Source organism: uncultured Veillonella sp. (assembly GCF_963551295.1).
GTDB lineage: Bacteria > Bacillota > Negativicutes > Veillonellales > Veillonellaceae > Veillonella.
On the sequence record NZ_CAUVFT010000030.1, the window covers coordinates 19553 to 27336 of the forward strand.

The following is a 7784-nucleotide window of genomic DNA, read 5'->3' on the forward strand; positions in this document are numbered from 1 at the left end:
AACCGCTTTATAGCATGAATACAGATCTACACCCATATATGAATATTTATGTGAATTTTCCTAGTATCCTGTATATTACACATTAGCAATTATCAATATAAATTAGTTATGCGTTTTAGGAATAGATTTTAAAACAATATCCCAGATCCAATAATCAATTTAACAGCCAATGCAAATACGCCGATGCTCATAAGTGCCAAGATAGCCTTAGCTCTGAGGCGTTTTGCTATTTGAGCGCCTGCTTGGGCCCCAAATATGGCGCCGATACTAGCAGGGATGGCTATGTTAAATACGATGTGGTTCTCTACAAGATGAGTAATAACACCAACCGCCGTAGATACAGCCAAAATAGCATGGCTTGTAGCCGTCGCTAAATGTGTTGGAAAGCCCATGATATAGATAAGAGCCGGCACGTGCACGAGCCCTCCACCGATACCCAAAATACTAGAAATAAACCCAACAATAATACTAATGCCAATGCCGACTGGTTTATTGTACGTCACCTGCTCTTTGGTCAAAGATTCTTCCTTACGTTCTCCTTTTTTGCCAAAGTTCTTAAAACCAATTAAGAATGAGGCACATAGCATAAAACAACCAAAGGCAAATTTAAATCCTGGCCCAGAAAACGAATCAGACATTTGAGCCCCTATAATAGCCCCCGGAAATGTTGCTACACTAAAGATTAGAGCGGCGCTAATATATACCTTTTTCTGTTTAAGATATGCCAGTGATCCTGAGATAGCATTACACATAACAGAAAACAACGATGTGCCAACGATCATGGATGGAGACCACTCTGGGAACCAGTACATAAACAAAGGTACAAATACGATACCACCACCAGCACCAATAATAGTACCTAACATAGCGATAAAAAATCCGACTACGATAAAAAACAGATAGAATAAAACTATATTATCAACCATACTGACACTCCTACGCTACCACGCAAATAACACCTAGTTATTCAAACACAACAAATTTATTCTACAATCACGGTAGATCCATTAGGAATAATAGTAATCGATGCATCCGGACCCATAGTTCCACGGGCGATGCTCAATGCTTCATCTAATGTAGACGCCGGCGTCATATGCATATCGCGAATGACTTGATGTTCGCAATCTTGAGTCACAACGATGACCTTATAGTGATTCAAGATACGCGCTAAAATTTGAATTTTCCATTGATAAGGTTTTGTTTCATTACGAGGTACACTGTGAATATCATCTAGGATTTTTTGAGGGCTTTCCATATTTTTGAAAGCCTCATATAATGCTTGTCCTCCATGTCCTTCTTTACAGGAAGCAGCAATGATGATAACACCGCCATCCTTACAAGATGCTTCGCCAGCAGTCATGCCCTTTACGGATTGATAGAGATTTTGGTCAGATGGATAGCCACCATTACTTGTGATAACGATATCTGCAGGGATAGCTTTCACAGAAGACAAGGAGCGAATAAACTCATACCCTTCCTTATGCGCATCCACACAATCACCTGTTACGGCCTTGATGATTTCCTTTTTGCTATCGATGATAACATTCAAGATAAACTGCAAGTTCGCTTTTCGTGCAGCGTACAACATATCCTTGTGAATCGGATTTTCATCGATTTTACCGGTCCGGGAATGCTCGCTTTCAATAAATTCAGCACAATGATTAGCCAACACCGTCACCTTGGATGCAACACCAGGCAACACGGATTTGCGGCCGCCCGAGAAGCCCGCGAAGAAATGAGGATTAATTAGCCCTTCGGCGATGAGCAATTCCGTTTCCACCGCCAAGCGATTGATGACACACTTGCCGCCAGATGGCAACATGCCGATTTCCACCATATTAGCCGCATCCTCAGAATCATGATTGATGAGTTTTTCGTTATTCACGATATCCTCGCCGAATCGATGCACCATCTCTTCATGCGTCATAGCCCGGTGAAAGCCAGTAGCAATCAGAATCGTAATATCGATCGTCGGATTCACTGCGCGAATGCGACGGAGCAAAATCGGCAACGTCACCTTACTAGGCATAGGGCGCGTATGGTCACTCGTAATGATAACCATATTACGTTTGCCCTCAACCAATGATTCAAGAGACGGACTATTAATCGGATGATCAAGCGCCTCCTCAACAAGCTCATCCGGACTCTTTTCCGCCTTATACGCCGCCGCATTAGACACAAGAACCCCCTGTACGAACCGTTCATCAATAGACACATCTACACTTTTATAATCATAAGGAAAAGAATACGTCTTCATACCAGTACCTCCTGTTATATATACACTAAGTATAACAGAAATACTCAGAAGCAGCGAAATCGTATTTTCAATCTATAGTTGAGGATATGAAAAAGGTGAGCCACCTCAAAAAAACGACTTCGGGTCCCGCTTTAGCGCGATAGCGTGTCGGCTTTTTTGAGGTGGCTCACCTTGCAAGCATAATTAAACTAATTAGATTGGAAATACGATTTTGCTGCTTTTAATTGTCCTCGTTCGCACGATACTTGTAGTTCATCGCCCGGTTGTAGTTTTACATCGTTTAGAGGCACGATGTATGTTCCATTCCGGCGAATGCTTACAATTAATGTCCCGTCTGGCAAGTTGAGGTCTTGTAGTTGTGTATCCACATAGGATGCCACTACAGGAACCTTCGTTTGGAAGAAGGTTTGTACATTTTCCAAATTGCTTTGACCAGTCATGGCTTGTAATAGGGAATCGTAAATTGGCGGTTCTTTTAAGAGTTCTGCCACTAGATAGGCCACGATGGTAACGATACCGATAGCATAAATATTAGAAAAACTATTCGTCATCTCTAGAACGAGCAAAATTGCTAAAATCGGTGTTCGCATAGCAGCCGCTAGCATACCGCCCATAGCACAGATAACGAATTGCGGTACAAAATCAGGAGATATTAACCCTACCGATGAAAGCAGGCTTTCACAAAACGCACCGGCCGACGCACCGATGACGAGCATAGGCAAGAAGATGCCACCTTGAGCGCCACTGCCATAGCAGAAGGTAGTGAGCAAAATTTTGCCCAGCACAATGCCGCCGAGGAGCATCACGCCGTGAGGCTGAAAGACCAGTTGGCCTACTAAATCATTGCCACCGCCCAACAAAAGCTGCGAATCAAATCCGATAACGGCGACGGTTACAAAGGTAAGCACGAGCTTTAAGAAACGAGAACACTTAAGCCACTCGAAGAAACGCTTAAAGGCAAATATCATGCGACAAAACAATACACCGCAGAGCCCCATTAAAATACCTACACCGAGCAGAACCGGAAAATAATCAAGCGGCATTCCTGAAGTTACGGAAAATCCGAGGGCCGGCGTGAGGCCAAAAATAGTTACCGTAATGTAGTTCGATATAAGCGTAGCCACAAAAGTAGGAATGACCAGATACGGATAAAAGCTTTTGTGTACCTCTTCGAATACGAACATGGCCCCCGACACAGGTGCGCTAAAGGCAGCGGTTAGGCCCGCACCAGCACCAGCCGATGTAAGGATGCGCTGTTCACGAAGGCCAGAATTCATCCAGTATGACACAATTTTACCGGCAGAACCACCGATTTGTACGGCTGGTCCTTCACGGCCCACAGAAAATCCTGCAAAGCCAGTGAGTACGCCACCAATCATCTTGGAAATGAGCGTACAATATGGCTTCATATCAAATAAGCCAAGCATTTCCCCTTCAATTTGAGGGATACCGGAACCACCAGATAATGGAGCCCACGTTAACAATCGATCGACAATAAAGGCAAATACGACCATAGCGATAAACCAACCAATGGCCCATTCCAATGAAATATCGCCCATTAGATGCCATCGGATATGCTCAGACTCAAGGATTAAATATCGATAGGCTGCCCCAAAGAATCCTGCGATAATCCCTACTAAGGCCCCCTTAGCAATAAGTTCAGATAGTAGTATACGGTTCATCGACATATCTGCCAAGGTAGAGCTGCGTTTATTTAGTTTCCAAAGTTTCATGCATTCTCCTCCTCGTGGAAAACATATCGAACATCAGTATATTTATAACTAGTATACTTGCCGTTTCCTACTTTTTCAAGAATTCCCTTGTAGAAGAATTTCATAAGATAAAGAACAGCATCTATTGGGGAATAATTTTCCCTATAGATGCTGTACCATATTGTTATTGATTACACTTAATTAGAATATAGATTCATAAATACCAATGATTTCATCAACGGTCACATCTCGTGGATTGCCAGGTGTGCATGCGTCGTTGAAAGCAGATTCTGCGAGGAATGGAATATCTTCCCGTTTCACGCCAGCTTCGCTGAGGGATTTAGGAATACCTACATCGTCGGCTAGTTTTTGGATAACATCGATGGCAGCCTGACGGTAGGTGCTTTCATCCATAGCATCCACATTAGGCACGCCCATAACGCGAGCGATTTCACGATATTTAGCACCTGTTTCAGGGGCATTAAATTTAAGAACCGCCGTTAAAAGCATGGCACAAGCCTTGCCATGAGGGATATCGTACACAGCACTCAATGGATGAGCCATGGAGTGAACGATGCCCAGACCTACGTTAGAGAAGCCCATGCCTGCAATATATTGACCTACAGACATAGCTTCGCGACCTGCGTATTCACCAGCCACTGCGCTGCGCAAGGAACGGCCAATGATCTCGATAGCTTTCAAATGAAGCATATCTGTTAATTCCCAAGCACCTTTTGTAATATAACCTTCTACGGCATGAACAAGGGCATCCATCCCCGTAGAAGCACATAGGCCAGTTGGCATAGACGCAGACATATCAGGATCAATGATGGCGATAATTGGAATATCATGAGGGTCTACGCAGACAAATTTACGGTTCTTTTCCACATCAGTGATAACGTAGTTGATGGTAACCTCTGCTGCCGTACCGGATGTAGTAGACACTGCGATAATCGGCAAGCATGGATGTTTCGTAGGCGCCAATCCTTCAAGACTACGCACATCGCTAAATTCAGGATTCGTCATAATCGTAGCAATAGCCTTACTCGTGTCGATAGCACTGCCACCGCCTACAGCAACAATCACATCAGCACCAGCTGCCTTACAAGCAGCCACACCAGATGTTACATTTTCAATGGTTGGATTCGGCTTAATATTGTCATATACATCGTAAGCAATGCCTGCCGCATCAAGCAAATCCGTAACCTTCGTAGCAACCTTAAACTCAAATAAATCAGGCGTAGATGTAACGAGAACCTTTTTAAAATGGCGATTCTTAATTTCGTTTACAATCTCCTGAATCGCACCTTGCCCAAAATACGACGTGCCGTTCAACATAATTCTCCGAGACATATACTTCACTCCTAACGAATAAGAAATAAACCGATAGAGAATAACTATACTTAAGTAATTCTCTATCGGTATCAAAAAGTCCTATATGAGGTTATAAATATGTTGTTATGAATACACTATATACTATGGATTAACCTAGTATTTATACACCATGATTCATTTTCATGAGCAAAATTCGTTTTACAGACGCATCAAGACGTTCCTTAGAGATGGTGCCATCTTTGACGGCTTTCATAAGCCCATTATAGGCCTCTTGCATGTGTTCATACTCATGGCATACGAGTAAAATATCACTGCCAGCTTGAATAGATTGAACAGCCATATCGCCGAAGGTATAGTGTTTGGCAAGGGCGCCCATGTCCATATCATCGGTAACAACAACGCCGTTATAGCCTATATCTTTGCGAAGCCAATCAGTGATGATTTTCTTGGATAAGCTAGAAGGATGATCAGGGTCAATTTGTGGATACATCGCATGGGATACCATAATCATATACGTATTCGGTTTCGACTGTTTAATAAGGTCTACGAATACCTTTGTATCTTCAGCGAGTAACGTATCTTTAGACACAGGTACCACGCTGGTGTCTGCATGTAAATCTACATCGGTTTTGCCAATGCCAGGGAAATGCTTGTACGAATACCATAGGCCAGATTCGTCATAAGCTTTGCCCACCGCCCCTGCAAACTTAACGACTTGGTCGGGATTCGTGCTATATGAGCGACCATAGGTTAATCCCAAGTCCGCATCAGGCGCAAAATTAATATTAAATCCAAGATCCTTAAGTTCAGTCCCTACTTGTTTGGCTAGATTTGCTGCACGGTCAACAGAATTTTGACCCAGCTCTTCTGCAGGGGGCACCTTAATCAACTTATCCTCCATACGCGCCACAGCGCCTCCCTCTTGGTCGATACCAATGAACAATGGCATAAGTCCCGCACTTTTACCGGCATGATTAATATCGGTAATGAGCGTTTTCACCTGTTCCTTACTCTCCATGTTGCGGTCGAACAAGATAATGCCACCCACCCGATATTCGTTGAGCATAAATTTCGCATCATCATTCAAGGTTATGCCGTGAGTGCCAATCATCAACAATTGGCCCACCTTGTCCGCGTCGGACATATTAGCCACAAGCTTATCTACTTTTTCTTCTGGTGAAAGCTCACTCTGCACCACCGATTCATAGGTTACAGGCTCTGCCTTCTTGGCAAAGGGATTATGAAATGTACAACCTGATGTGAGTGCCAAAGCACCAATCATAGTCACTACTAAGATACGTCGTAACATAGTAACCTCCAAGTATAATTTATAATGCTTATAGTATATCATCTTCGACCATGTTATATGTACTTAACAAAACAACCTTTTCTATGCTATACTAAACCATATCGTAAAGTTTCGATGTAATTTAGTATATAATGACTCGTGTGAGTCGAAGAGGAATATATGGAATTTGAAAACAACCAAGTACCAGAGGCAATTCTGGACAAATTAACAAAGGTGTGTACATGCCGCAGCATTACACGCAAAACGATTAAAGAGGCCATTTTTAATGGGGCTCATACATTTCCAGCTGTAAAAGAAGCGACTCGAGCAGGCACTGGTGCCTGTGGTGGCAAGGGCTGTGGCCCACGCATCGTAAAATTACTAGCTGAACTAAAAGAACAAGGTCGTATTTAACATAACCCTTGTTTTAAAATAGAAGAGGACTGTTCTATTTTGCTGAACCACATATAGGGCTCTTTAGAATTAGTACAGGCCTGTTCTATTTTGCAGGACCATATATAGGGCCCTTTCACCTAAAACACAAAAGCTATTAGTTGATCATCTACTATCAACTAATAGCTTTTTTTAGTTTAAAAGGCTGTTTTATTGGGTTATAGCACCAAGTTAACGATGCTTTCAAAACCACCGAGAATCGATTTTTGCAAGGGCACAAAGATATGCAAAGCAATCGGTGAATTTAATATAACGATTAAGATGAGCAAGGAAACCATGCTAAATCGCGCTACATGAATTTGCCATTTAAGAGGCAAGAAGTTCATCAAAATATGGCTGCCATCGAGGGGTGGTACAGGCATTAAATTTAAGATGGCAAAGTTAATGTTGTACACGACAATGAGAAACAAAACGAGGTACAAGGAATCATTGCCCAACAAGTTCGCTGCTTCGAGGCATCGCATAACAACGTAGCCGATAAAGGCCATCACAAGATTCGCCATAGGCCCTGCGATGGATACAATCATATCATCGGTCCGCGGGTCCTTAAAATTGGTGGGATTTACAACAACGGGTTTGGCCCAGCCAAATCCACCTATAATCAAGGCCAAGGATCCAATGAGATCAAGGTGTACAAAAGGGTTCATCGTAAGGCGCCCCATCATACGCGGTGTAGGGTCACCCAGTAAATCCGCCACCTTAGCGTGGGCATACTCATGCCCTGCGGCCGCGATGATCA

7 protein-coding genes are annotated in these 7784 nt (G+C 43.1%); 1 reads left to right on the plus strand and 6 read right to left on the minus strand.

Annotation, left to right across the window (positions count from 1 at the left end):
* Positions 1-128 precede the first annotated feature (128 nt).
* The 5 genes from RYO55_RS08090 to RYO55_RS08110 form a co-directional block, all read right to left on the minus strand.
* Positions 129-926 carry a sulfite exporter TauE/SafE family protein gene (locus RYO55_RS08090; RefSeq protein WP_295228819.1) on the minus strand — a complete coding sequence of 266 codons (798 nt, stop codon included), beginning with the start codon at positions 924-926 and terminating at the stop codon, positions 129-131.
* 56 nt (positions 927-982) lie between these two features.
* Positions 983-2257 (minus strand): nickel-dependent lactate racemase, encoded by a 1275-nt coding sequence (larA, locus tag RYO55_RS08095; RefSeq protein WP_295228820.1) that lies wholly within the window; start codon positions 2255-2257, stop codon positions 983-985.
* 188 nt (positions 2258-2445) lie between these two features.
* Positions 2446-3990 carry a ClC family H(+)/Cl(-) exchange transporter gene (locus RYO55_RS08100; protein ID WP_314984986.1) on the minus strand — a complete coding sequence of 515 codons (1545 nt, stop codon included), beginning with the start codon at positions 3988-3990 and terminating at the stop codon, positions 2446-2448.
* A 180-nt stretch (positions 3991-4170) separates the two neighbouring features.
* Entirely contained in the window at positions 4171-5322 is a 1152-nt protein-coding gene (gene fucO / locus RYO55_RS08105; RefSeq protein ID WP_314984987.1) for a lactaldehyde reductase, read from the minus strand.
* A gap of 142 nt (positions 5323-5464) precedes the next feature.
* Positions 5465-6613 carry a glycoside hydrolase family 3 protein gene (locus RYO55_RS08110; protein WP_314984989.1) on the minus strand — a complete coding sequence of 383 codons (1149 nt, stop codon included), beginning with the start codon at positions 6611-6613 and terminating at the stop codon, positions 5465-5467.
* Between the two features lie 159 nt (positions 6614-6772).
* On the opposite strand from RYO55_RS08110, the gene RYO55_RS08115 reads away from it, so the two are divergent.
* Positions 6773-7006, plus strand: coding sequence for a (2Fe-2S)-binding protein (locus RYO55_RS08115; protein WP_005378014.1), 234 nt, complete (start codon positions 6773-6775; stop codon positions 7004-7006).
* A gap of 197 nt (positions 7007-7203) precedes the next feature.
* Here RYO55_RS08115 and RYO55_RS08120 read toward each other — a convergent pair whose 3' ends face one another.
* Positions 7204-7782 (minus strand): site-2 protease family protein, encoded by a 579-nt coding sequence (locus tag RYO55_RS08120; protein WP_314984991.1) that lies wholly within the window; start codon positions 7780-7782, stop codon positions 7204-7206.
* Between the last annotated feature and the right edge of the window lie 2 nt (positions 7783-7784).